Source organism: Aeromonas sp. FDAARGOS 1402 (assembly GCF_019046925.1).
Taxonomy (GTDB): domain Bacteria; phylum Pseudomonadota; class Gammaproteobacteria; order Enterobacterales; family Aeromonadaceae; genus Aeromonas; species Aeromonas caviae.
The window spans coordinates 70,269-92,554 of the sequence record NZ_CP077202.1; the positions used below are offsets into that span (position 1 = coordinate 70,269).

A 22,286-nucleotide genomic window follows, 5' to 3' on the forward strand; every position below is an offset into this window, starting at 1 on the left:
ATGAAAATCGTTGTAGTATCTAAAACAGGATTTGTGGGTAAAACCGTTCTGTCTGCCCACTGGTTGAAAACCATGATGCCCGCCGCACAGCTCTTCTCGATTGAGGATATGAACCAGGCAGCTGATGCACTTGGTGTTGACGTAACCACAATGAACGGTGGCCAATTCTCTAATCTGATGAATTGCATCATGGTAGAGGATGAAGCCATCATCGATGTGGGTATGAGCAACGTCCGGTTCTTCATCGATGGACTTCGCAAGTTCAGTAACTCTTGCCAAGAGTTCGACTACTACTTTGTCCCCCTCACACCGGAGAAGCGTTGCCAGGAAGAGGCGGCAGAAACCATCAACACACTGTTGGAAATTGGAGTAGATCCGGCTCGGATTCGCCCTATTTTCAACAAAATCCCGGCCACATTCTTCTCCTTCGAGCAGTTCTCGGGCTTCGTGTCATACATGAAGAAGCACACCAAAGTGGAAACTGACTTCAAGTGGGCAGTCGAAGAAAACCCTGCGTTTGAAATGCTCTCGCGTCAAGGGCTGAGCCTCGCTACTGTGGTTGCTGATACTCGGGATTATAAGGGTGAGGCGAAGGAGCTTGTTATGAAGGCGCGTGCCGAGGGGGGGGAGCTCGATACCGGCAAGATAGAAGAGCTTACTTCCATGCACACTCTTCGTATGTGCTGTATTCCACTCCTTGAAAAGCTCAACGTTGTCTGGAGAGATTTGCGTCTCAAGCGGGCTGCTTAATGACTCCCCCCGGACAACCGGAGGCCCTATCGCTGAAGGGGGGCGTGTTGCCGGCAGAACATTACCAGGCAATCTTTGCATCAATGCTTGGTGATGTGTACGAAGCGATTCAAGCAGCCAGCCGCCTGCAAGGGGAGGTGGAGCGTAACCATGAACTGTTTGGAAGGATTGAGTCGCTATTAAGGTGGCTGTCCCGCGAGAGGCAAGAGATCCATGATGCAGCAACACGCTTCGGGGTCATGCTAGGGCGACTAGATGAAGAGAATGAACGATTTATTCGTTTGCATCGTTCCACTCTCGATGCGATGAGGAGTGAACTCGAATTCATAGCTCGCTCTGAATTGAAGGTGAGGGAAAGTAAACTGAATGTCGTTTCATGCACCCCCTGGCTGATAGCCATAATCAGCTCTGGCATTACAGGGTACTTGCTTGGAATAATGGCGAAATGATTAGAAGGCCGCACAGTGATTGTGCGGCCTTATCCATCGCACTTATCGGCGGGGATCAGAATGTAAGGAGTACCACAGCATGGCCCAAGTTGAATGCCCATCTTGTAAGGGTAGAGGAAAGGAAGTGGTGTTTCTCAACCCCACTACAGAACAGCGAGGTAGTTTCTCGCTGGATACCTGCTCAATTTGCAAGGGGAGCGGAAAAACCACAGTAGAGATCGCCGATCAGCTCACAAAGCGCCAAAAAACATGGGACAAGATCCTGAATGGATAATAGAGAAAAATCGACATGGAAGCGCGGGTTCGAGAGATCAGCAAGTAAAGGGAAGTTTGTGATGGCCATGGATGATCTGAAAACGGGTGATGTGAGAATTTTTGCCAAGAGCGGCAATACCGTCCGCCTTATTGAGCGAGAAGGTGAGGGCTGGGTCGTGGAGCGGACAACCGGGGCATCAGCGGGAAAACAAATGTGGTGCCCGTCCCGCTCCCTGGTCAAGTCACTCGATTCTGAGTAAGAGGAAAAACGGGACCATGAGGGCACCAGATCACCCGCCCGCCGCCGCTGACCACCCAGGGCCCCGAGCTCAGCGGCGACCCGGGGCACCAGATCCCGGTGCCGGCCCGGGGGCCCACTGCGTACCGGCTCCGCCACCGGTGGCCACCCTGGTCGCCGAGCTCGGCGGTGACCCAGGGTACCAGATCCCGGCCCCGGCCCGAGGGCCCGGGGCCACCTGCAGAACCGGATCACCCACCCACCACCGTTAGCCACCATAGGCGCCAAGCTCATCGGAGACCCGGGGCACCGGATCTCGGCACCGACCCGCGGGCCCCCACTGCGCATCGGACCCGCTTCACCTCTCGGACCTCCCATAACACCGAACCCACTCCGGCCCGGGGGCCCACTGCGTACCGGCACAGCCATCGGCCAGCTGGACACCGTACCGCCACCGGTGGCCACCTTGGGCGCCGAGCTCGGGGGTGACCCGGGGGACCAGATCCCGGCACCGGCCCGGGGGCCACCTGCAGCACCGGTTCACCTGCCTGACCGCCGGCAGTGGCCACCTTGGGCGCCGAGCTCGGGGGTGACCCGGGGGACCAGATCCCGGCACCGGCCCGGGGGCCACCTGCAGCACCGGTTCACCTGCCTGACCGCCGGCAGTGGCCACCTTTGGCCCCGAGCTCGTCGACGACCCAGGGCACCGGATCCCGGGGCCGGCCGGGGGCCCACCGGATAACCCACCCAGCGGCCGGCAGTGGCCACCTTGAGCGCCGAGCTCGGCGGTGACCCGGGGCACCAGGTCCCGGTACCGGCCCGCGGGCCCACTACGTACCGGATCACCGGCACTGGCCAGCTGGACATCTACAGCACCGGACACCCTAGGCCTCGAGCTCATCGGCGACCCTGGGCACCAGGTCCCGCCCCCCGCCCGGGGGCCACCTGCAACACCGGTTCACCCGCCCGGCCACCGGCAGTGGCCACCCTGGGCCCTGAGCTCGTCGGCGGGCCGGGGGCCACCTGCAGCACCGGATCCTCCGCCCGGCCACCGGCATTGGTCACCTTGGGCACCGAGCCCGCGGCGGTCCGGGGCCCACCGCGCACCAGATCACCCACCCGCCGCCGCGGGCCACCTTGGACACCGGATCCCGGCACCGGCCCGGGGGCCACCTGCAGCACCGGTTCACCCGCCCGGCCACCGGCAGTGGCCACCCTGGGCCCTGAGCTCGTCGGCGGCCTGGGGCCACCTGCAGCACCGGTTCACCTGCCCGGCCACCGGCAGTAGCCACCCTGGGCCCTGAGCTCGTCGGCGGCCCGGGGCCACCTGCAGCACCGGTTCACCTGCCTGGGCGCCGAGCTCGGCGGCGACCCGGGATCCCGTACTCAGCATGCACACCGACAAAACCCCACCACCACCCAGGCCCCTCCGCTCCCCGGCGCCGGCCGGGGGCCCACCGGATCACCCACCCAGCGGCCGGCAGTGGCCACCTTGAGCGCCGAGCTCGGCGGTGACCCGGGGGGCCAGATCCCGGCACCGGCCCGGGGGCCCACTGCGTACTGGCACCGCCACCGGTGGCCACCCTGGGCCCTGAGCTCGTCGGCGGCCCGGGGCCACCTGCAGCACCGGATCACCCGCCCGGTCACCGGCATTGGCCACCTGTAGTACCGGATCACCAACCTGGCGGCCGGCAGTAGCCGCCCTGGGCCCCGAGCTCGTCGGCGGCCTGGGGCCCACTACGCACCGGATCACCGGCACCGGCCAGCTGGACACAGCACCGCCGCCGGTGGCCACCATGAGTCCCGAGCTCGGCGGTGACCCGGGGCACCACATCCCGGCACCTGCCCGGGGCCCGCCGCACACCTGGTCCCCGGCAAAGAGCAAGCCACCCAGGATATCGAACCGTCCTGCGGCCCGAACAAAACCACCAGCGGTGTCGACCAAGGACATCGAGCTGAGCACAACCGTTGGAGCTGGCTGCCCTGGGCCTCGAGTTCGACAGCAGCTAAGGCCCGTTAGCGCCAACCCATCTCAGGGCGGCCCACGGCGCCGGCTACGCCTACCGCCACTCACCAACTCATCTGCACCTGTGCTCGCAGTCTTGGGCTACGAACCATAACGGACTCCCAATCTGGATAGTCAGTAAGGATCCAAAGCTGATGATCATCTAGCCGAACGTGGATCCAGTGATTGAATATCAAGTCTGATGGCCACCGAAAAGTATTGGCCACCACCAGAGGAAGGGAAGGGAAGGGAAGGGAAGCATTAGAGTAACGCGAAGTAATAGGCAAGAGCCGGCGAATCTATCAATGCTGCGACACTGACGCGGCTAATGCGGTAGAAACTACTGATGTAGCCCCTTATCTCTAAGATATCTCCGACATTCCATCAACAAAAAGCCCCGCGAGGCGGGGCTGTTTGGATCTTGCGTCTGTCATATGTCTATGTAGAGATCTTAACTGGGCGCGGCAACGGCTTACAGGCGATGATTGCGAGCTGCCATTCATGGTGCTGAGGGCTACCCCATATCTGATCTGACAATGAGGCCAACTCTTCATCTGAACGGATCTGGTGCAGTTCGCCGGTCATCAGTTGATAGTGGTACACGTACAGCCGACGATAAAGCGCCTCGGACATTCTGGCCTTCCAGAAGTGCATACCCTCCCCAGTCTGCATGTTATCACTCAGGATCACATCGTAACGGGCGAGTATATAGCCGAAAAATACCGCTGACGGCAGGTCTCGAAGAGCTGCCTTGTGGTGCTGATTGAACGAGCGCCAAACCCGTTGCTGGGTGGCTGGGCGACATTTCAAGTCTTCATAGTGAACGATGATCACCTGGTTGTAATAGGCGACCTCAGCCGTCTGATCATTGACCAAGGCGATCTCGAACTTGTCACCACCGAGTCGAGTAGTCACACAGACTAGGCGGTAGCCGGGCGGTAGAGCGAGCCCCAACTCCGGCGCAATCTCCTGGATGTGCTCATGCCCCACCAGAGCTTGATACATAGCCCCGTTGGTTGCGGTCACTTCCAGATCACGGAATGTTTCTGTGACCTTGTTTGCATCGATAATGAGTTGCGGCATAGCGTCTCGTAGTTGATTGCTCATATTTGATTCACGCCTACTCTACCACTCTCCATAAGAATAGACAAAGCCCCGCAAAGAGGGGCAGGACGACCAAAACGAACTATGTCAGGCAAATCACCGACTTATTTTATCCCGAGGCCTAGTGCATTTGAGCCGAAGGTAATAACAAGCTCCCAGGGACCCCAGGCAGTAGAGTAGGAAGGGCAGCACCGTCCGATATGGGTAGGTGCTAGGAACCATGCTCGTCGGCGGAATAGACATTATCTTGAAGTTTTTGAATTTCGTCGATTTTCCGTCCGCATCAGTCAGAAAATAAGCCCCAGCCCAGTCAATAGAGAGGTCACCTGAAAGAGTTATATCATTCGGAAGCACGACTTCAACATTGTGGCGAACAAAGCCAACAGAGTGCCATTTCACCCCTAAATGGATGACCCCTATCGCCATCCATAGCCAACACCCTCCGGCCAACAAGATAACTGGAACATACCGCATTTGACTCACTTGTACCTCCCCTAGAACAACGATGTTTGGCCCTAAAGCTTCATGACCTTTTTCCTACGACTACCCGCAGCCGCCCGGTTCCAGTCATCCCGCTTATTGCTCTCAATTGATTCCCTTCCTGCTTCCCATGTTCCGCTGAAAAAGTTGGCATCATCTATTCGACCAACAGCGATTAAGGGGGTCACCAAGCGCGAAAAATACACCCTCTTGTGAATCTGAGCCGCAACTTCAAGCGGCGATCGAGAAGAAGAGAGCATCTTTTTCAAGATGGCGATAGTTTCTGCGTTATCTCTATACCAGAAAGTGACTCGAAGATGAGCCGGTTTAAGCGGTATAGAGCGGAGTATCGTTTCAAATTCTGACTGTTTGCTTTTACGTGGATCATGGCTCGCGATCTGACGCAGCAGCGCGGCATCGGCATCACGCTCCACCGACTCAAACACCTTAGCTAGGCTGGTCAATTTGCGATCATCGCCCCCCTTGAGCAGGAGCCGAGCGCCGGCCGGTGACTTCTTGGCAGCCTTTCGCAATCCTGACATTATCCGCTCAACAACATCCAAGTTGGTTGATAACCACTCTTTAGGCTTGGTTCTGGCTGATGGACTCGTACTTGATGCCGTGAAACTGAGCCCCTGCAGTTCCTCCGCCACCTCAGTGCTATACGCCTTACCGCGGCCCCGTTTTTTGGGCACATCGATTACTGGAAGTGCAAGATCCGTATTCGCTACGGACCGAGCATCCCCAATTGAATGCGATTTGAAGTGAACTTCCGTAGCCAGAGTGAGCCGTTCGTCGCTGTCCTTTGACTTTACGTTGCGATAATTAATATCTACATCTATCAGTCCCGCACTCAGCAGCTCGTTAAGGGCCAGTGAGAGTTGCCGGCGATCGTTGTGGTTGTGTCGACCGGTCTCACGTGGATGAATCTCTCGCAGGAGCTCCAGAACCGTCATAGGCCGTAGATTCAGAAACACCCGGCGTCCAATTAGCTTGCCCGGCCTGGCTGCGATCCATAACGCTAGCAGCCGGGCCATCTGTGAGTTCAACTGAATGACTGCGCTTCGGTTTATTGGCACGAGCTTTTTAGTGCTCAGGTACAAGGTCCGCAGTTCTGGAGTCGGAGATATCTCTATGGTCCCATCAGGTTCTAACCTCAGAGTACCAACGATATTCGCAATCATGACCGATCTCTTACGGGTAGTCTCATCGGCATCATCAAGCGTTGGGTAAAAGAGCAGGGCAACGCTCTTGAGTCTTGCAAGCGAGTCCACGATTTTTTTGTCCAACAGGTAATCCGATGGCCGCATATCCTCAGGAATCGGTGAAAAAAATCGCTCTATGGTCATACGAATAGGCTTGATGATGGCCTGTTCAAACCTCTCCTTAGACAGACGCCCCAACCAATGCGTGATGCAGATATAAGAGACCAAATCCATCTGAGTGTTGAGCGTTGGCCCCCTCAAAGACATATAGGCGTGACCACTGCTAAGCGGAGTGGTCAGGTGGTAAATTCTATGCTCATCCAATGCAGGTGGCGTCTTCCCGCTTGCTAACACTCGGAACATCCCCGTTTTCAAGGTCATATCCAGGTGCAAATCAATGTTCTCCGGGGGAGGGCTTCGATCTGGGTACAAGGAACGGGCTTGAAACTTATCGTACTCAACCAAGAAGTCCGTATCGTGTTCGATCACAACCGGTGCTCTTGAGTTCGCCACGACAGTGACTTCAGGCGGTCCCTTTTCTTCAGCCCCCCCCACAGTCGATTCATTGGCCTCATCCACCAGCAACGTCATTTTGTCCATTGCCGGCCAAATGATCTCCAGGGCTTGCTCTACTGACAGTTCCGGTGCCGTCGACACGAAATTCAGCAGCATTGACACCGCCGATTTGTTAATTTTTGGTAAAAGCGGGGGAGCCATCACTTTAATAACGTCAGCAGGGAAGCCCTGCTTGGTTAAATACGCCCCTAAAATCGCGTTTGCGCAGCCAATTTTATCAACACTCATGTCTGTCACCCTCACCTGTGCATATGCTGAGCACAACCTGTTTAAAAGCTGTTCGTAAGCTGTTGCTATCTACAATTTCAGCCTCATTAGAGGCTTTACGGCATAGTAGATAAGAGACCACGGCATAGTAGATAGCATATCACGGCATATAACATAGAGCATCACGGCATAGTAGATAGGAGAACACGGCATAGTAGATAGGAGAACACGGCATATAACATACGAGTTAACGGCATATAACATAGAGCAAAAAAAATCTAATTACATCATGATGTTATGCCAACCCCCATCTTTAAAGATCTTAAACAGATCAAAGATATTAAAAGATCACTAGATCAAGAGATCATAAAGAAAGAGATCAATGATCTATAATAAGGTGCTATCGTTCTCTTCTCGATGGAGTCATTTTTCGGACTCAGAATCGGGTTGCAGCCCCCAAGCGAGCTAAAATTAGCCCCTATACAGCGCTCTGGTGGAGGGTTGGGCCTGAGGCAATGCCTTGGCATACCCCGGCTACGAACGCCCTAAAAACCGCCATTCCTGCGATTTTATGGATAGGTGCAAATCTGCTTAAAAAACAGTCCCATCCTATTGGATCCACCAAATGGATCCACTGGATCTATGGTTGATCCGTTTTTTAACAGGCCTTGTTTATCTCATCTCATCAATAACCAATTGCTAATCGTTGAGTTAAAACCACCCGAAATGGATCCAAGACACGTAAATCCAATACTCTGGGTTCGATCCTTGACAGGGTATGACAAAGCTCGACGATCTGGAGCGACAAAAACAGGCGCCCTAAGTTCAAAACTTGGTCTCATTCAGCATTCGTAAGATCCGATGGGGTTAACATACAACTTTCGGTGCGGAGGCATGTTATGAGAAACGTAGCAAGGAAAGGCGATCCCACCAGCACTGGTGGCGAGATCCAAGACGGGGACAGCAGCTGGATCAGCGAAGGCTCCCCAACCACATATATCGGGATGATGGCGAACTGCCCTGCTTGCAAAGTCGGACAGGGCCCTATCGTCGCCGTTGGCCCCCGCTCCATCATCGGCCCGGGCGGGCCGGTAGCGCTGCAGGGTGATTATGTCGCCTGCAGCTGTCCACCAATGAGCAACACCATACTCCCCGCCCAGGGGACGACCGTCGGCGACAATCAAGGGCCCCGAGCGGGAGCAGCCAGCGTCCCCGCAGAACCATCGGCACCAGCTCCCACCAGTTCGCCGGCGACCCCTCTTGTCCCGCTGGTTGACCCCACGGAACATCGGATCGGCATCTTCTTTGATGGCACCCAGAACAACCGGTACAACAGCAAGCTCAGGGAGCAGTGTGAAGAGGCAAGCACCGCGGCCTGCCAATCAATAGAGAAGCTGATAGGCAAGGGATCGTCATACGACGGCGGCGCCACCAACGTAGCCCGTCTGCATCAGGTCTATAGCGGCTCAGCAATCTACATCGAGGGGATCGGCACCAGTACCGGCAAAGCCGACTCGAATTTAGACATGGCCTTCGGCACTGGCGCAACTGGCGTCATATCCAGGTCAGAGGAAGGCCTGGCCAAGATCAGCACCATGATCGCCGGCCTCTCGTCCGGCCCGGTGGCGGTGGATGTTTTCGGCTTTAGCCGGGGTGCTGCCGCAGCTCGGCACTTCGTCAACATCCTTCTGGAATCCAACCAGGGGCGCGAGGTGCGCGTCGCCTTCGTCGGCCTCTTCGATACCGTGGCAGCAATTGGCCTGGACACCACTGATGACGACAATGCGCCGGTTCGCCTCTACATTGCCCCAGGGGCGGCGGAGAGGGTTGTCCAGTTGGCAGCCAAGGACGAGTACCGGCTCAACTTTGCGCTTAACTCTGTACAGCCAGAGCACACGGAACTCACGCTTTTCGGTACCCATAGCGATATTGGTGGCGGCTACCTGGCCCAAGTCGAAAAGACGCCGATCATGCGCCCCCTCGATGCCGTCCTAAAGTTTGGGGACGATGTGGCCTACAAGAGATTCGAGGCAGCAGCCAATGCTAGGCTCCAAGATGCTGCTGCCCAATACATGGAGTACGTGAAAGACAGCAGCCAGATCAAGCCGACCATCGGCACTTTCTCCGTTGTCTCCAAGAGCGATGCGCCAATGGTGGGCTATGTAGCCAATGCGATCATGACTCGCACAGTCAAACCGGATCTGCAGCTTCTTGCCGGCCACCTCATGCAGACCATAGCGCAGGAGAGCGGAGCGCCGCTTTCCCCTCTATCAGACCCGGTACCTGGGGAACTGGCCTTTCTGTTCAGCAAGTACCTTGATCTGTGGCATGGGAGCGGTGACATCACCCTATCCAAGGAACAAACCGAGCTGCTGATGACGGAGTATGTTCACTGCTCCGATAACTGGACGCCGGTCGGCCCCCTCTACGTGAACGCCCCCGCCCCTGGCCGGGTTCGTCGCATCTACCAGCAATCACCGGGGAAGTGACACGATGAAGCGAATAGCGATTGCCATAGCCCTTTCCATCACGCTGGTGGCTTGTGGAGATGCCCAGGAGAAGCAGCAGCACCGCAAGCCTCCAGAAGAACAGGTGATCAGTGAGCCAGCCCATGGGCTTGGAGTCCTGTTTGGGAAGCCAGACCCCAACTACACTCCACCTGGCACACCAGTTGATAGTCCGGGCTTTAAGGTGACTCTCCCAGAGGATCGCTGGGAAGATACCACTATCAGCAAACAAGAGGGCAAGCCAAGCGAGGCTGCTGGTGTAGATAAATGAGAGCTCGCGGGCGGATACTGGTGACACCTGAGCGGCAAGCTGCAATGATGAACTAATCAATCAACACGGAGGGCAAGCAATGTCCTTTACTGCGATCACCCTTGAGGCCGCCCAGGCCATTGAACCAACTGAACTGTCCGGCGTCATAGACGGGATACCGGTCAATCCTGCCGATCCACCAGCCAGAGACATCAAGAATGACGAGCGCGAAACCGAAGAGCTGATACTTTGGTGGCGCCAGCCGTACTTGCAATGGAACAAAAGAGGGCACTGGGAGATTAGATGCCTCGATGGCGGCGCATGGGACCGTCCCACGTTCATAGGCAGCCATGATGAGCTGGCCGGAGCCATCGAGCTGGCCAAGAAGCCTACCCGCGCGTATGCCATATGGGAGCGGCAGGCCATGGAGAACGGCGAAGCCCTAATGAGAACGCTGGGGCTTGATGAATGAGAAAAGGGCGTCTTTGTGGCGCCCATGTCTCACCGCTCGCGGCATCCTGCCCATTCAGGGGCTCAAACCGAGACCCACAACAACCTCAGTTCTGTTCAGCCTCCTGTTTTTCCTCTTACTTGTCGTGGTTGTCCAGGGGCTGCCACATCATGGCACCAGCGGCCTCGTTACAAGCGATGGCTTGCCACTGCTGGCCAGCCTCATCAACAGCGACACAGCCCGCGACCCAATGAGCAGGATCACGCAACTCGTTCACCCAACCCTGCACCTCGCCTCGATAGACCACAACCACGCCGCCACGGCCTGTATAGCCCTGCTCCTGCCGCCATTGAGTGGCCAGCTTGCTATCTGATGGCATCGTTATTCCATCCGAACTACTTCTACCGGTTTGCCGCGCAGCTTTCTGGCCGCTTTGGCGGCTTCCTCGGCGGTAATCCCCTCCACTAGGTAATGACCACCGCCGCGACTAGGGGTCGTCTCCCCCAGTTGCGCCATCGAATCACCCAACTCCAGCTGAATGCGCTCAGAGACCCAGCCATGGAGGCGCGGATAAACCGCAACCCGGCAAGCGCTGGCCTCGGTCACCGCCTTCTCGACATGTTCAGAAAATACCTTGGCCATCACTACTCCTTTGGTCTAACTCGTCCGCATCGGCGTAGGAGTACATATTCGTGATCAATTAGCTCTGATTCTCATCATCCAACCCGGAAGCGGTATATCCAACCATCGCGTTTTGGTAACGAACCGCAGCGATATGAATACGGACGGAAGACAAAAGCCCCGCCGCGGCAACGACTGCAGACAGCCATGGATTTGACCCATAGTTTGCTAGACCAAGAACCAGAAGCATGATGCTGATGCCGATCATGTGGCTGGCAGTTACAATGCCATGGGCTCGAAGTCTGGCAATCATTCTGTTCATTTGTGGCGTTTGTTCCTCGTAAAAATCAAGCGCTGAAGCGGTTCAGAAGCTGGAGGCGACCCAATAATCTCTGAGCTTTGCTATCCTGGCTCTGAGAGGAGTCATCCAGTTCTATATTATTCTTATCAAAAAGCGCTCTCAAGCTGGCTATGCCTCTCTGGGAGGCTTCATATCGAGACCGCCTCAGGATTTCCCTTACTTCACGGACAACAACCTTACACTCGTGCTCATCAAGCCAGCCGATGCCCCGACGAGTATATGGCAGGCTAAGAAGGTGCTGCATCCATGCATAGGCTTCGTGCTTATTCATTCTGCCGGAGTCGACCAGGGTGTTGATGCTGGCATGCGCCTCGCGTCTAGCCAATCGGGTATCTCTGTTGGCAACAGAACCGATCGCGATGTCAGTCCCTTCTCTGCAGCTAATGTAGCTATCGCAGGCATCACGGTTGCAACGGTAGATCATCGTTTTAGCCGGAGCGGCAGGATACACCACCTGTTTGCTGACGAGCTCCAGAGGAGAGCCACAAAACCGGCAGTCCTTTGGATGAAAATGACTATATGCTGTGTTGCGAGCCATATGCACAATCCTGATGAGAGGGTTGTAGCCATTGTCTCGTGGTACTCAGGAATGCAAGTTTGAGTTGCAGCCAGGCCGGCTGTGATAACTCATACTAGGCATGGGTAAGGGGGTCTACACCTGGGTGTGAAGTTGGGAGTGCAAAACAATCTCGGGTTTAGCCCAAAAATACCCCTGCTGCAGATTGAATCCGAGTATTTGAGATGAGATCGCTTGGTTGTAGGTTTCGATGCGTTCAGCGATGATGGGGATCCCCTTCTTCATACAGGCATCAATCCCTTCCAGCATAGAGGGGGGGTAGCCGTGCGTTTGCCCACACTCAAACTTCACTATGTCCCATTCAAAATCATGCAGTCGTGTAAGCGTGGAGTATTTCGTGCCGAAATCATCCATGACAAGTTCGACACCCATCGATCTAAGGCTATCCCATCGTTTTTGGAGCGTAGAGGCTGTGACCAGCTCGGTGACTTCTACCAAAATGTGGTGCTTGCGGGCCAGCTTGAGGATCAGAGTGCGCCATTGATGGAACTGGTGCTCAATTGCCAAGGTATGCTCACTCACATTGACCAGTAGTTTTAATTCTCCCTTAAGGAGCTGGTCTGCGAGCTCGAGAACGGCTTTATCGATGTCGAACCAAGAGTGGTAATCGGAGGTAGGAGGGGAGAACCTTGATAGGCCACTATTTCTCGCAAGCAACTCATAGGCATGAATCGCCTGCTTCTCTGTGTCGAACACTGGTTGCCTAGCAATGAGCATTAACTTTGGTCCCCTCTGAAATTGCCGCGAGAGAGTCTACCCCTCTGACGCCGAGTAAATCCTATGGTGAAATCGTGACCTATTTCTGGTGTTAGTTATCCACAGAATTGCTGGATAAGTATCCTGCGAACGTGTGGACAGTTCGCTGCAGCCATTGCCAGGACTGCATTACTGGCAGCACTTAGCTGCAGCGCCGTTGATATGGGTTATCTAGCACCAGGGAAGCCGGTAAGAGGCCAGGTCATGACATCCGCAAGCAGGTCTTCATATTCAGATTGTGCTGCCCGGCCAAGAGCTATTTGCAGCTTGATTAGGTTGGTAGCCAAAGCCGTGAAACCAACCACCTCGGTGCAACAGCTTTCGCCATTACGCGCCGCGGATAAAATGTCAAAGGAGTGATTGAAATCGGGCAGCCTGGCAGCGTCATGAATGGCATCGTAGATCAAAGCCAGCCGCGATATGGACTCAAAGGCCAGTTCCGGAAATGCATCCAGAGTTGAGCCTATGTTGTGGCCAAAATATGGTGCAATGACGGAACCGGCCTGGCAGGACAAGTCACTCGAGATTTTCTCGATTCTTTCCAGCATTGAATTCAGAAACTCCTGGGAATACCCAGCCCCCTGATCACCCAGTTGTTGCAACACGTCGTTCTTGATTTGCTCCTCAATGGACATCAGGATCAGTTGATACGAGGCGTGAACTGCTCGTACACAAGCAGTCAGTGGTCTGTGAGGAATGAGTTCCTTATGCCAGGTGGCCAAGGGATGGGACTTCAGTTCCGCATCGTCTGCGTCAGAGTAGGAGTAAGTTACGAGCGGCCGGCCATCGAGGTATATGATGTTGTGCACCATGACGACAAAGCCGTTCTTAGTAAGCCACAGGGAACCAGCTCTGACCCTTGAATCCCCCTGGTCAGTGGTGTTGGGTAGTGCGTGTATTGCGGTCATTTATTCCTCTCAACATTAGTGAATAGTAAGGCTGCGATGGTGCAGTTCGCTGGAGTCGATCAAGTATCGATGCCGGTATAGCTCGCTGGCCTGTTGGTTCAACGGCACCAATACCCACTCCACGTCTGAATGACAGATAATGGAGAAACAGTGGTCGTTGATAATGAAAATATCACCTGGGAAGTGCCGGCATTTTGATAGGAAATCATCACGCTGAGCCAACGTCAGTGGCTTGCACTCTGCGTAGTTCAGAATTTTTTCCCGTTCGCTAACCTGCACCGGCAGGTCTATGGTGGTGGCGATTGCTTTGCTGAAGTCCATAGGGTCCCCCCATTGTTTTTGATAAGTTGGTGACAGGATAAAGTGCTTTTTTGCAATGCAAGGGGGGCCCCCCGGGCGGCAAGCACCTGGACAGCTTCAAAAAGATTTGGTGAGTGCACCGGACCTATGTGGTGGCCGGTGCCTGGGATTGTGTGATTGATGGGAAGAGCGGGGAGGGGGGGGAGTCAAATTCATCCTGCCGGCGGTTCTCGGCGAACGGGATGCTATAGGGACTTCAGTAACAGTCCACGGAGAAAGTCCTGCTGTGAGATAGAGCAGGCTTTGAACCCGCGAAACACACCACTATCGACAAGGATTTCGTCATAACGCCCTGCGGTATCTCTATAAATCAGACGTCGCTTTCCAATTCCGTCGACCAACCCATCAACTAAGCGCACTACCTGTTCGGCGCTGTTGGTGATAGTTGCGCCGCGGTCAAGATCCAGAAGGATCAGCATGGTCTCGTCCTGGTACACAATGTCAAACCCGGGTGTTTGCAAAGCGTTTGCTCCCTATACCTCTGTTGAACCTACCCAGGCATCGCCAAGGTATGCATTCGCTCCCTGAAGCCGCTCCAGGGGGATATCGAGAGCACACAGGCTTTCATGTGTCCAACCTTCCGCCGGAGGGGAGTATTCAAAGATGACTACGGCCTTGTCGAACAGGTCGACGATCTGCAACTGACAGTGAATTAATGAGGGGGTCAGAATCACGCATTCACCAGGTAAAACATCAGTGATGAACTTCATGGCAAATCTATTCTCCCTGATTAACTCTGTTCATCTACAAGAACGGCGTGAATGGTGTTGTGCGGCATTGCTTTTTTGATCACTCCAGCCCTTTCAATTTCATTCACCAATTCGTCGCAAATGAGATGCTGCTCGCTTTTCTGATATGGCTTATGGGGGGAGGACAGGTACCACCCCGTCCCCCGGTTGGCAAGTTTCCATCCGGCACGCAGAAGCTCGATAATGTCGCGCACTTCCATATCTGTTCCCCAGTTTACTTCTCTATGTTGATCGCTGCCAAAAGCTTGTTCACCCTAACCATGTCTTCGTCGCTATGAGTAGGCCCGCTGTGGTACAAGCGACCGCACTCTTGGCATTCGAAGAGAAACCCGCCAGCCAGCGGTTCGCTGGTGAAAGACACGTCTGAATGGCATTCGCAACACAGATGCAGACCATCAGTGTCGACAATGGTCTGAACAGATTCATAATGGTCAACATTCGGTGCAAGGCAGTGCTTATCGGGGTCTGACGCTCAGTGGAACGAAAACTCACGTTAAGGGATTTTGGTCATGAGATTATCAAAAAGGATCTTCACCTAGATCCTTTTAAATTAAAAATGAAGTTTTAAATCAATCTAAAGTATATATGAGTAAACTTGGTCTGACAGTTACCAATGCTTAATCAGTGAGGCACCTATCTCAGCGATCTGTCTATTTCGTTCATCCATAGTTGCCTGACTCCCCGTCGTGTAGATAACTACGATACGGGAGGGCTTACCATCTGGCCCCAGTGCTGCAATGATACCGCGAGACCCACGCTCACCGGCTCCAGATTTATCAGCAATAAACCAGCCAGCCGGAAGGGCCGAGCGCAGAAGTGGTCCTGCAACTTTATCCGCCTCCATCCAGTCTATTAATTGTTGCCGGGAAGCTAGAGTAAGTAGTTCGCCAGTTAATAGTTTGCGCAACGTTGTTGCCATTGCTGCAGGCATCGTGGTGTCACGCTCGTCGTTTGGTATGGCTTCATTCAGCTCCGGTTCCCAACGATCAAGGCGAGTTACATGATCCCCCATGTTGTGCAAAAAAGCGGTTAGCTCCTTCGGTCCTCCGATCGTTGTCAGAAGTAAGTTGGCAGCAGTGTTATCACTCATGGTTATGGCAGCACTGCATAATTCTCTTACTGTCATGCCATCCGTAAGATGCTTTTCTGTGACTGGTGAGTACTCAACCAAGTCATTCTGAGAATAGTGTATGCGGCGACCGAGTTGCTCTTGCCCGGCGTCAACACGGGATAATACCGCACCACATAGCAGAACTTTAAAAGTGCTCATCATTGGAAAACGTTCTTCGGGGCGAAAACTCTCAAGGATCTTACCGCTGTTGAGATCCAGTTCGATGTAACCCACTCGTGCACCCAACTGATCTTCAGCATCTTTTACTTTCACCAGCGTTTCTGGGTGAGCAAAAACAGGAAGGCAAAATGCCGCAAAAAAGGGAATAAGGGCGACACGAAAATGTTGAATACTCATACTCTTCCTTTTTCAATATTATTGAAGCATTTACCAGGGTTATTGTCTCATGAGCGGATACATATTTGAATGTATTTAGAAAAATAAACAAATAGGGGTTCCGCGCACATTTCCCCGAAAAGTGCCACCTGACGTCTAAGAAACCATTATTATCATGACATTAACCTATAAAAATAGGCGTATCACGAGGCCTGTGGGAGGAAAATAAAGTGTCATCCTAACTACAGGACCCTGCAACGTAGCAATTCCTGCAAAAATCCATTTAAAACAATGACTTATTTCAATTCTGCCATCTGCAAGCGTTTTGTGGGGATGGAGGCCGGAATCATTAAAGTATCATCCTAATTTTCGCTCAACCTTGGAAAATGCTGAGAATCGTAAAAATAAAGTTTCATCCTTTCCGCTACTAGTTCAAGGCTTTCTTCCGGCCGCCGGCAACAACGCTGCTTGGCTGAGGCGATCCACTTGCGCTACCGCTCACTGATCAGATCGAACTTGAACTCGACGAGCAGCCAACCATCAGGCCGAGCGTGATCGCCAAAAAAAACGGATCATGCGAAATCCTTCGTTGAGTTTGGCGCGGGTTTTAGCAAATCAGCTGGCCCGCGATCCGGTTGAGAGTGATCCGAAGCGGTCCTTGACGACCGGCACAAATCGGCCGATTCTGTTGAAAAAGTAGCTTTAGCGGCAGCCTGCCGATCAGGTGTGCCTGCTGTCGAAGTGGCTGCAAGCCACTTCAAGTTGCCTTCCGGCGTTTCACTGAGCGTCCTTGCTCAGGTTTAAGGGTTAATTTGAGGGTTTCTGCTCGTAGCAGGCATACCTATCCCGTCAGCGGTGGCCCTTGAGGCAAAAGCTTGGCCATGCGGCGCAGGTTCTGCACCATCGCAGCCAAGGTGAATTCGTCAGTGGCACCCGTTAGGCCACGCAGTCGTAAACGGTCGAGTTTCATGATCCGTTTGAGGTGGGCGAAAAGCATCTCCACCTTCTTTCGTTCGCAGCGAGAGACGAGGTACTCCGGTGTCTTGGCGATGCGTCGAGCCACGTCGCGGGCAGCCTCATGGATGCTGCGGACGATCTTCCGATTCGGCGTGTTGGGGCAGCATTTCGCTTTCAACGGGCAGGTGGCGCAGTCGGTTTGGCTGGAGCGGTAAATGACGGTTTTGGCCTTAGTTACCCGCGACCTTTGCTGGGTGAAGGCGCGCCATTCACTGCGTAGCGGTTTGCCGGCTGGGCAGCGATATTCATTGGCGTCCTGACTCCAGTGAAAGTCGTTACTGGAGAGGCTGTCGTCCTTGCGCTCGGTCTTGTCCCACACCGGCACATGCGGTTCGATGTCCTTTTCTTCGACCATCCAGGCCAGCATCGGGGCGGTGCCATAAGCGGTATCGCCGATAAGGCGTTCCGGTGTGAGATCGAACTGCGCCTCGACACGCTCGACCATCGTCCTAGTCGAATCGACTTCGGCGGTACGGTGCGCCGGGGTAGCTTCCACGTCCATGATCACACCGTGCTCAGTGTCGATCAGGTAATTCGTGGAGTAGGCAAAAAAGGCCGGGCCACCTGGCGCTGCTGTCCAACGGGACTGAGGATCAGTGAGCGAAATTTTCTTGGGAAGAGCCTCAGCCAGCGCCTCTTCATCAAGGGCTTCGAGGTACTCGCGCACTGCGCGGCTGCTGAGCTTTGGATCGTTCCAATCGACCTCATCTCCCGCCACCCCACGTTGCCGGCTGGCATCCGCCTTAATGATGCTGGCGTCGACGGCGAAACCTTCACCCTTGACTAGGCCGGCTGCCATGCAGCGCCGCAGCACCTCATTGAATAACCAGCGGAATAGATCGCTGTCACGAAAACGCCCATGGCGATTCTTCGAGAAGGTCGAGTGATTGGGGACTTCGTCTTCCAGACCCAACCGGCAGAACCAGCGATAGGCCAGGTTCAGGTGCACCTCTTCGCACAATCGCCGCTCGGAACGAATGCCATAGCAGTAGCCGACGACCAGCATGCGCACCATCAACTCCGGGTCAATCGAGGGACGCCCGATGGGGCTATAGAAATCTGCCAGGTAGGCACGTAGATCACTGAGATCCAAGCACTGGTCGATGCTGCGCAGGAGATGTTGGGCCGGGACGTGATCTTCCAGATTGAACGAGTAGAACAGGCGCTGCTGTCCTCCCGGTAACTGTCCCATCATGCTGTTCGCCCCCACGCTCGCTGACAAAGCAATTTTGCCAACGGCATGGGGAGGCCGCTACTTTTTCAACAGAATCGGCCGCACACAGCCATTCGGCTCAACAGAACCCTGCCTTTACCCCACCAAACTCCGGAAACTCGCCCGGTAGTCCGTCGGCTTGAGATGCACATGTTGGCTGAGGTCGCCGGGTAGCGTGAACAGGCGCGGACCGTCCCGAAACTGGAACACGCGATACAGATGGAATTGATCGCCCGCCTCCTTGGAGAATTCGAGTTCGTTGTGGCTGACCAAGAAAGACGAGCCTACCCCGCCATTGGTGGTTTTCACCTCGATGAAGCGCTCATGGGCGTCCTCTTCGAACGACAGGATGTCGAACCCCGCACCGTCTCCCTGGGTGTCGGACACCCAATCCAGCCGCTGAAAAAGCTCTGGGTGGCCGAGCTCGGTCAGGCGTTGCTGTTCGTAGCCAATCACCCACTGCTCCCCTGCCCGGCCCAGCTTGCGGTTGGCTTCATCGCGAGCGGCATAATCGAACTTTCGCGGTAGGCGTTGCCGTAGAGATGCCGGGGTACGCACAAGCACTTCACGGGCGGGTGGTTCTACCAAAGCCGCTCGGTAGGTTTTGTCACCCGGAAGTTTTACCTCCTCCAGGGCATCGACAAGAGCGCCGACCGTCTGCTGATGTTCCAGAACGTAGGCGTGTACGGATTTACGCAGCAGCAGTTGGCTGTTGCCGCGTGGCTTGTAGCCGTTGATATAGGGCAGGCCCAGGGCATCGAGTACGGCGCTAATGTTCTGGTGCTTGAGCTCGACTGAAGACTTGCTGCGACCGTTCAGCAGTTGGCGCAGTGCCTGGTTGTGCTCGGACTTGTGGTACGGCTCCCCAGCCGCCTCGGCACGCAGCATGTCGAAATAGTCTTCGACCGTGGCCAGGACCTCTTCTTCGGACCAGTCTTCGCCGATGCGAATGATGCGAAACCCGAGCCGCGTCAGCGCCGGAACGACGGTCGTCTCGCCACCGGAGAAGCTGTCAGCAGTGAGCGGGCCCTGCTCGGGAAATTGCTTGCCGAAGGCCACACCGGCGATGGCCTTGGAATCGCAATCGGTGCCGGTCTTCGGATCACGTACCAGGAAGTCGCGGGACTTGCCGTAGCCGTGGCGCGCCAGGAATTTCGTGCGGCCCAGTTGCACGAACTCATCGATGGCAGCCTGCACGGCGGCGGGGCTTCGAAGCTGGGAGAGTTGAGACACAGGGTCCTTCCTTACTGTCATGGTGTGCCGGGAACCGCCGAGCCACGAGATTATGAGTAGCCCCTGAACAGAAACGTCACGATAAAAGCCGTGAACGCCACCAGGCCCATTAAATCCCTTGCGTATTTGCAGCCCGTGCTGTCCAAACCTGTACCAGGTCCGATCAACACGCTCCAACCATTGAGGTACGAAAACACCGCCTGACCGAACAAAAAATGCGTGATAGCCGCCGCAGCCATGACGCCGGAATCGTCAGACAGGCTGTAGCTGTTGACCATTGCCCTGTACGCCTGCATCTGAAATGGCTATTGCCCTGATGGGAGCCGGCTTTTCAGCCACCGACACCAGCGATGCCGTCAATATTCTTTACCCGATAACCATGACCGTACAAGCTAACAAGGCCTGGCAAGCCAGCGGACTTAAAAAGTCTTTTTTTCTACCATCCCACAAAAAAGTTCGTGGTGGAGAAAAGATAAGCTATGCAAGGCTTTAGGAGACGTGGTTTTTCAGGATGACGAAGAACGATTCGGCGCTAGGTGCAACATAGGTGCATCGCACGAGCGCTAGGAACGGCGAAAAAAGGCGGACGTGGCGAAATCGGTAGACGCAGCAGACTTTAAAATTGGAGTGCCCGCGGGGAAATCCGCGGAGTAGAACCGCTCAAAGTCGGGGAACGCTAACGGGCAATACCCTAAGCCAATCCCGAGCCAAGCCCCTTCGGGGGAAGGTGTAGAGACTGGACGGGCGGCGCCTAAAGCCTTCGGGCAATGGCGAAGGGACAGTCCAGACCACGAACGTCATCAGACGGCGGCGAAAGTCGAGGTGGTACGAAAATCTGCTTCTCTGTGAGAGTACGGGTTCGAGTCCCGTCGTCCGCACCACAAAGCCAAACATCCCTGCGATGATCGACCTCTGGGCGTTTGGTCGTGAGCCCGCCACCCTCGCGCTACGCTTTGCGCAGGCGTCGAAGGCGATCAGGTGCGCCCATCGATTCCGTCGAGCACCATCGCTGCGAGTTCATCGCTGGTGTGTGCACCACTATCGAGAACACGGGTTGTGCATGGAAGCCGTTCCCTTGCGGCCAAGCATCGGGCGACATTCGCTAATCGCCACTCTCGAATCTCCGCATTTCGATTCGGGTCAGGATGCATGGTCTGGTTCGCGATCCGGTGACGCAATAGGTCCTCGTTGAGCGTCAGAAAGATGTGCAGCAGCTGATCGTCGATCCGCCTTACCCCGTCGAGTATCTCAGTCAGATAGTCCGGGTGCACGAGCGTCATTGGGATGATGATGTCCTGCGAGTAATTCCTTCGAATCTCCCTGACCGCCGCGATCGTAAGTCCCCTCCACAAGGGGAGATCCTGATAGTCTCCGCTCGCTGGCATGGGGACCGTTTCTTTCACCACGAACCCGATTTCCTCGGGGTCAAAGATCAGCGATTTGGAACGCCGATCGCGCAGCCGCTTAGCGAGCGTCGTCTTTCCGGCGCCGAAAGGTCCGTTGATCCAGATTATCATTGTCGACGGCCTCTAACCTGAAGGCTCGCAAGAGCGCTCGACGGCCTCGTGCGGAGGCACGATCGGAGTGGTTCCGAAATGCTTCTCAAGATAGGTGACGCCGAACGTCACGATGTCCTGCGCGTCGAACAGGTAGCACTGAGCAAAGCCCACGACACCTTCTCGATGGCGACCGAGCTTCACGTAAGCATTTGCTATAGTTTCAACCGCATCCGGCTTTCCTTCGATAGCAAAGCAATCGAGAATGCCGTTTGAATCGTAATCCGATGCCGTTTTCCAGGCGACTTCACCGTCTCTTCCAAGCATCGGCATCTCATACGTCACCCACCGTTTGTTGGGGATATCGGCAACCGCCTCGGCGTAGTGCAATGCGGTAACGGAGTTTAGCGGCGCACCCAACAGCAGGGCCTTCCCGCCAAGGCGAACGAACCGCTCGACGGGCGATCCTTCCCCCAAGGCGTGACCGAGTTCGTGAGGCTCCGTCAGCGTTTCAGCCAGCGGACCAACCGCGACCATCGATGCATCGGGGTGCGCGCTGCGCCGCGCGCCGGGGGCTTGAACCAGAAATTGATTCAGCAGGCCGAACCCACGGTAAGTCCCGGCTGTTGCGGGATCGAACGGCAGCCAGGTACGGCGGGCTTCGTCATCCAGCCGAGCGCCATTCAGAGTCTCCTCGTAGGGTGATCGGTCCCACGACGCGTATCCCATCACAGTGCCAGTCGGCCCAACCGCGGAGCGTAACGCGGCAACGACCGTCTCCGCTCCTCCTTCGACCGGACCAATCGCTTTAAGTGAGGCATGCACCATCAAGAGGTCACCGGTTTGGACTCCGAGTTTTTGAAGCGCCTCCGTTATTGCCTTCCGCGTATGCATCGCGATATCTCCTCTAAACTGCAAAACACTATACGGGGTCTGACGCTCAGTGGAACGAAAACTCACGTTAAGGGATTTTGGTCATGAGATTATCAAAAAGGATCTTCACCTAGATCCTTTTAAATTAAAAATGAAGTTTTAAATCAATCTAAAGTATATATGAGTAAACGGCACTGT

General features: G+C 55.2%; 26 protein-coding genes. 8 read left to right on the top strand and 18 right to left on the bottom strand.

Annotated features, from left to right (window positions below; genetic code table 11):
• The 4 genes from I6L32_RS21755 (at position 1) to I6L32_RS21770 (ending at position 1,714) form a co-directional block, all read left to right on the top strand.
• A complete protein-coding gene (locus tag I6L32_RS21755; RefSeq protein WP_210538481.1) occupies positions 1–750 on the top strand; it encodes a hypothetical protein in 750 nt (249 codons plus the stop codon).
• 47 nt (positions 751–797) lie between these two features.
• Positions 798–1,199 carry a hypothetical protein gene (locus tag I6L32_RS21760; protein WP_210538480.1) on the top strand — a complete coding sequence of 134 codons (402 nt, stop codon included), beginning with the start codon at positions 798–800 and terminating at the stop codon, positions 1,197–1,199.
• 79 nt (positions 1,200–1,278) lie between these two features.
• On the top strand, positions 1,279–1,473 hold the full coding sequence (locus I6L32_RS21765) for a hypothetical protein (protein WP_210538479.1): 195 nt from the start codon (positions 1,279–1,281) through the stop codon (positions 1,471–1,473).
• On the top strand, positions 1,466–1,714 hold the full coding sequence (locus I6L32_RS21770; RefSeq protein ID WP_210538478.1) for a hypothetical protein: 249 nt from the start codon (positions 1,466–1,468) through the stop codon (positions 1,712–1,714). Before I6L32_RS21765 ends, I6L32_RS21770 begins: the two co-directional genes overlap by 8 nt.
• A gap of 2,421 nt (positions 1,715–4,135) precedes the next feature.
• Here I6L32_RS21770 and I6L32_RS21775 read toward each other — a convergent pair.
• Both I6L32_RS21775 and I6L32_RS21780 read right to left on the bottom strand, forming a co-directional pair.
• On the bottom strand, positions 4,136–4,780 hold the full coding sequence (locus I6L32_RS21775; RefSeq protein ID WP_210538280.1) for a hypothetical protein: 645 nt from the start codon (positions 4,778–4,780) through the stop codon (positions 4,136–4,138).
• Between the two features lie 536 nt (positions 4,781–5,316).
• Positions 5,317–7,290, bottom strand: a complete 1,974-nt coding sequence (locus I6L32_RS21780) for a hypothetical protein (RefSeq protein WP_210538279.1) — start codon at positions 7,288–7,290, stop codon at positions 5,317–5,319.
• An 878-nt stretch (positions 7,291–8,168) separates the two neighbouring features.
• Here I6L32_RS21780 and I6L32_RS21785 point away from each other — a divergent pair.
• The 3 genes from I6L32_RS21785 to I6L32_RS21795 all read left to right on the top strand — a co-directional run bounded on the left by I6L32_RS21785 (position 8,169) and on the right by I6L32_RS21795 (position 10,498).
• Positions 8,169–9,758, top strand: a complete 1,590-nt coding sequence (locus I6L32_RS21785) for a DUF2235 domain-containing protein (protein WP_210538278.1) — start codon at positions 8,169–8,171, stop codon at positions 9,756–9,758.
• A 4-nt stretch (positions 9,759–9,762) separates the two neighbouring features.
• Positions 9,763–10,047: a hypothetical protein gene (locus tag I6L32_RS21790; protein WP_210538277.1), complete on the top strand. Its 285-nt coding sequence runs from the start codon at positions 9,763–9,765 to the stop codon at positions 10,045–10,047.
• A 79-nt stretch (positions 10,048–10,126) separates the two neighbouring features.
• Complete coding sequence (locus I6L32_RS21795; protein ID WP_210538276.1) at positions 10,127–10,498, top strand: hypothetical protein; 372 nt, start codon at positions 10,127–10,129, stop codon at positions 10,496–10,498.
• A gap of 115 nt (positions 10,499–10,613) precedes the next feature.
• Here I6L32_RS21795 and I6L32_RS21800 read toward each other — a convergent pair whose 3' ends face one another.
• From I6L32_RS21800 to I6L32_RS21865, 14 genes are all read right to left on the bottom strand, one after another.
• Entirely contained in the window at positions 10,614–10,856 is a 243-nt protein-coding gene (locus tag I6L32_RS21800; protein ID WP_210538275.1) for a hypothetical protein, read from the bottom strand.
• Positions 10,857–10,858: 2 nt separating this feature from the next.
• Entirely contained in the window at positions 10,859–11,119 is a 261-nt protein-coding gene (locus tag I6L32_RS21805; RefSeq protein WP_210538274.1) for a hypothetical protein, read from the bottom strand.
• Positions 11,120–11,177: 58 nt separating this feature from the next.
• Positions 11,178–11,420, bottom strand: a complete 243-nt coding sequence (locus tag I6L32_RS21810) for a hypothetical protein (RefSeq protein WP_210538273.1) — start codon at positions 11,418–11,420, stop codon at positions 11,178–11,180.
• Between the two features lie 25 nt (positions 11,421–11,445).
• On the bottom strand, positions 11,446–11,997 hold the full coding sequence (locus tag I6L32_RS21815) for a zinc-finger-containing protein (protein ID WP_210538272.1): 552 nt from the start codon (positions 11,995–11,997) through the stop codon (positions 11,446–11,448).
• A 114-nt stretch (positions 11,998–12,111) separates the two neighbouring features.
• On the bottom strand, positions 12,112–12,753 hold the full coding sequence (locus tag I6L32_RS21820; protein ID WP_210538271.1) for an EAL domain-containing protein: 642 nt from the start codon (positions 12,751–12,753) through the stop codon (positions 12,112–12,114).
• Positions 12,754–12,959: 206 nt separating this feature from the next.
• Positions 12,960–13,700, bottom strand: coding sequence for a hypothetical protein (locus I6L32_RS21825; RefSeq protein ID WP_210538270.1), 741 nt, complete (start codon positions 13,698–13,700; stop codon positions 12,960–12,962).
• Between the two features lie 15 nt (positions 13,701–13,715).
• Complete coding sequence (locus I6L32_RS21830) at positions 13,716–14,021, bottom strand: hypothetical protein (protein WP_210538269.1); 306 nt, start codon at positions 14,019–14,021, stop codon at positions 13,716–13,718.
• Positions 14,022–14,245: 224 nt separating this feature from the next.
• Entirely contained in the window at positions 14,246–14,479 is a 234-nt protein-coding gene (locus tag I6L32_RS21835; protein ID WP_210538268.1) for a hypothetical protein, read from the bottom strand.
• Positions 14,480–14,533: 54 nt separating this feature from the next.
• Positions 14,534–14,770: a hypothetical protein gene (locus I6L32_RS21840; RefSeq protein WP_210538267.1), complete on the bottom strand. Its 237-nt coding sequence runs from the start codon at positions 14,768–14,770 to the stop codon at positions 14,534–14,536.
• 20 nt (positions 14,771–14,790) lie between these two features.
• Positions 14,791–15,009: a hypothetical protein gene (locus I6L32_RS21845; protein ID WP_210538266.1), complete on the bottom strand. Its 219-nt coding sequence runs from the start codon at positions 15,007–15,009 to the stop codon at positions 14,791–14,793.
• A gap of 407 nt (positions 15,010–15,416) precedes the next feature.
• Positions 15,417–16,277, bottom strand: a complete 861-nt coding sequence (locus I6L32_RS21850; RefSeq protein ID WP_000027057.1) for a broad-spectrum class A beta-lactamase TEM-1 — start codon at positions 16,275–16,277, stop codon at positions 15,417–15,419.
• A gap of 820 nt (positions 16,278–17,097) precedes the next feature.
• Positions 17,098–18,468 (bottom strand): IS1182-like element ISCfr1 family transposase, encoded by a 1,371-nt coding sequence (locus tag I6L32_RS21855; RefSeq protein WP_000971921.1) that lies wholly within the window; start codon positions 18,466–18,468, stop codon positions 17,098–17,100.
• A 114-nt stretch (positions 18,469–18,582) separates the two neighbouring features.
• The gene (locus I6L32_RS21860; RefSeq protein ID WP_000080861.1) at positions 18,583–19,719 is read right to left on the bottom strand and encodes a DUF3883 domain-containing protein; all 1,137 of its coding nucleotides are present in this window, start codon (positions 19,717–19,719) and stop codon (positions 18,583–18,585) included.
• Positions 19,720–19,769: 50 nt separating this feature from the next.
• Positions 19,770–19,997 carry a hypothetical protein gene (locus I6L32_RS21865; protein ID WP_000248278.1) on the bottom strand — a complete coding sequence of 76 codons (228 nt, stop codon included), beginning with the start codon at positions 19,995–19,997 and terminating at the stop codon, positions 19,770–19,772.
• A 23-nt stretch (positions 19,998–20,020) separates the two neighbouring features.
• Between I6L32_RS21865 and I6L32_RS21870 the strand changes: the two genes are divergently transcribed.
• Complete coding sequence (locus I6L32_RS21870) at positions 20,021–20,212, top strand: hypothetical protein (RefSeq protein ID WP_000951934.1); 192 nt, start codon at positions 20,021–20,023, stop codon at positions 20,210–20,212.
• A gap of 481 nt (positions 20,213–20,693) precedes the next feature.
• On the opposite strand, the gene I6L32_RS21875 is transcribed toward I6L32_RS21870, so the two are convergent.
• Both I6L32_RS21875 and aac(3)-IId read right to left on the bottom strand, forming a co-directional pair.
• Positions 20,694–21,236, bottom strand: coding sequence for an AAA family ATPase (locus tag I6L32_RS21875; RefSeq protein WP_000587837.1), 543 nt, complete (start codon positions 21,234–21,236; stop codon positions 20,694–20,696).
• Positions 21,237–21,248: 12 nt separating this feature from the next.
• Complete coding sequence (gene aac(3)-IId / locus I6L32_RS21880) at positions 21,249–22,109, bottom strand: aminoglycoside N-acetyltransferase AAC(3)-IId (RefSeq protein WP_000557454.1); 861 nt, start codon at positions 22,107–22,109, stop codon at positions 21,249–21,251.
• Between the last annotated feature and the right edge of the window lie 177 nt (positions 22,110–22,286).

What these genes read in the sequence shown, in the direction of transcription:
- I6L32_RS21755 (WP_210538481.1), top strand. Translation starts at nt 1, where the DNA reads ATGAAAATCGTTGTAGTATCTAAAACAGGATTTGTGGGTAAAACCGTT.
- I6L32_RS21765 (WP_210538479.1), top strand. Translation starts at nt 1,279, where the DNA reads ATGGCCCAAGTTGAATGCCCATCTTGTAAGGGTAGAGGAAAGGAAGTG.
- I6L32_RS21770 (WP_210538478.1), top strand. Translation starts at nt 1,466, where the DNA reads ATGGATAATAGAGAAAAATCGACATGGAAGCGCGGGTTCGAGAGATCA.
- I6L32_RS21775 (WP_210538280.1), bottom strand. Translation starts at nt 4,780, where the DNA reads ATGCCGCAACTCATTATCGATGCAAACAAGGTCACAGAAACATTCCGT.
- I6L32_RS21780 (WP_210538279.1), bottom strand. Translation starts at nt 7,290, where the DNA reads ATGAGTGTTGATAAAATTGGCTGCGCAAACGCGATTTTAGGGGCGTAT.
- I6L32_RS21785 (WP_210538278.1), top strand. Translation starts at nt 8,169, where the DNA reads ATGAGAAACGTAGCAAGGAAAGGCGATCCCACCAGCACTGGTGGCGAG.
- I6L32_RS21790 (WP_210538277.1), top strand. Translation starts at nt 9,763, where the DNA reads ATGAAGCGAATAGCGATTGCCATAGCCCTTTCCATCACGCTGGTGGCT.
- I6L32_RS21795 (WP_210538276.1), top strand. Translation starts at nt 10,127, where the DNA reads ATGTCCTTTACTGCGATCACCCTTGAGGCCGCCCAGGCCATTGAACCA.
- I6L32_RS21800 (WP_210538275.1), bottom strand. Translation starts at nt 10,856, where the DNA reads ATGCCATCAGATAGCAAGCTGGCCACTCAATGGCGGCAGGAGCAGGGC.
- I6L32_RS21805 (WP_210538274.1), bottom strand. Translation starts at nt 11,119, where the DNA reads ATGGCCAAGGTATTTTCTGAACATGTCGAGAAGGCGGTGACCGAGGCC.
- I6L32_RS21810 (WP_210538273.1), bottom strand. Translation starts at nt 11,420, where the DNA reads ATGAACAGAATGATTGCCAGACTTCGAGCCCATGGCATTGTAACTGCC.
- I6L32_RS21815 (WP_210538272.1), bottom strand. Translation starts at nt 11,997, where the DNA reads ATGGCTCGCAACACAGCATATAGTCATTTTCATCCAAAGGACTGCCGG.
- I6L32_RS21820 (WP_210538271.1), bottom strand. Translation starts at nt 12,753, where the DNA reads ATGCTCATTGCTAGGCAACCAGTGTTCGACACAGAGAAGCAGGCGATT.
- I6L32_RS21825 (WP_210538270.1), bottom strand. Translation starts at nt 13,700, where the DNA reads ATGACCGCAATACACGCACTACCCAACACCACTGACCAGGGGGATTCA.
- I6L32_RS21830 (WP_210538269.1), bottom strand. Translation starts at nt 14,021, where the DNA reads ATGGACTTCAGCAAAGCAATCGCCACCACCATAGACCTGCCGGTGCAG.
- I6L32_RS21835 (WP_210538268.1), bottom strand. Translation starts at nt 14,479, where the DNA reads ATGCTGATCCTTCTGGATCTTGACCGCGGCGCAACTATCACCAACAGC.
- I6L32_RS21840 (WP_210538267.1), bottom strand. Translation starts at nt 14,770, where the DNA reads ATGAAGTTCATCACTGATGTTTTACCTGGTGAATGCGTGATTCTGACC.
- I6L32_RS21845 (WP_210538266.1), bottom strand. Translation starts at nt 15,009, where the DNA reads ATGGAAGTGCGCGACATTATCGAGCTTCTGCGTGCCGGATGGAAACTT.
- I6L32_RS21850 (WP_000027057.1), bottom strand. Translation starts at nt 16,277, where the DNA reads ATGAGTATTCAACATTTTCGTGTCGCCCTTATTCCCTTTTTTGCGGCA.
- I6L32_RS21855 (WP_000971921.1), bottom strand. Translation starts at nt 18,468, where the DNA reads ATGATGGGACAGTTACCGGGAGGACAGCAGCGCCTGTTCTACTCGTTC.
- I6L32_RS21865 (WP_000248278.1), bottom strand. Translation starts at nt 19,997, where the DNA reads ATGGTCAACAGCTACAGCCTGTCTGACGATTCCGGCGTCATGGCTGCG.
- I6L32_RS21870 (WP_000951934.1), top strand. Translation starts at nt 20,021, where the DNA reads ATGGCTATTGCCCTGATGGGAGCCGGCTTTTCAGCCACCGACACCAGC.
- I6L32_RS21875 (WP_000587837.1), bottom strand. Translation starts at nt 21,236, where the DNA reads ATGATAATCTGGATCAACGGACCTTTCGGCGCCGGAAAGACGACGCTC.